Annotated in this window: 1 protein-coding gene; it reads left to right on the plus strand. The window is 72.2% G+C overall.

Annotation, left to right across the window (positions count from 1 at the left end; all coding sequences use genetic code 11):
- Nucleotides 1-529 (plus strand): alkaline phosphatase family protein (locus AC1DTN_RS39110; RefSeq protein WP_477925621.1); only part of this gene is annotated, 529 nt, incomplete at both ends.

Consider the following 529-nt stretch of genomic DNA (forward strand, 5'->3'; position numbering starts at 1 on the left):
GCGCAGCTCTCGCCCAGCCCGGCCTTCGGCGCCACGAACCTGCTCGGGCTCGATGGCGCGGACGTGCTGCTGATCTTCGCCGAGTCCTACGGCGTCAGCACACTGGACAATCCGGCCCAGGCGGAATGGCTCGCGCCGTACCGCGCGCGCCTCGCGCAGGCGCTGCTCGCAGGGGGGCGGCAAGCCGTGTCGGCGCGGGTGCGCTCGCCGACCTTCGGCGGCGCGTCCTGGCTGGCGCACGCGGCGCTCCTGAGCGGCGTCGACACGCACGACCCTGGCAACTATGAGTTGCTCCTCGCCACCGAGCGGCCGACCCTGGTGCGTCTCTTCAAGGCGAACGGCTACCGCACAGTGAACTGGGCGCCCGGCCTGCAGAAGCCCTGGCCCGAAGGCAGCTTCTATGGCTTCGACCGCTATGCCGACGCGAACGGCATCGGCTACCGCGGCCCGGCCTTCGGCCACTGGCGCATTCCCGACCAGGCCACGCTGGCGCTGATCCAGGCGCAGGAGCTGGCCGAGCCGCAAGGCC

The organism is Rhizobium sp. 01T444, from assembly GCF_056398305.1.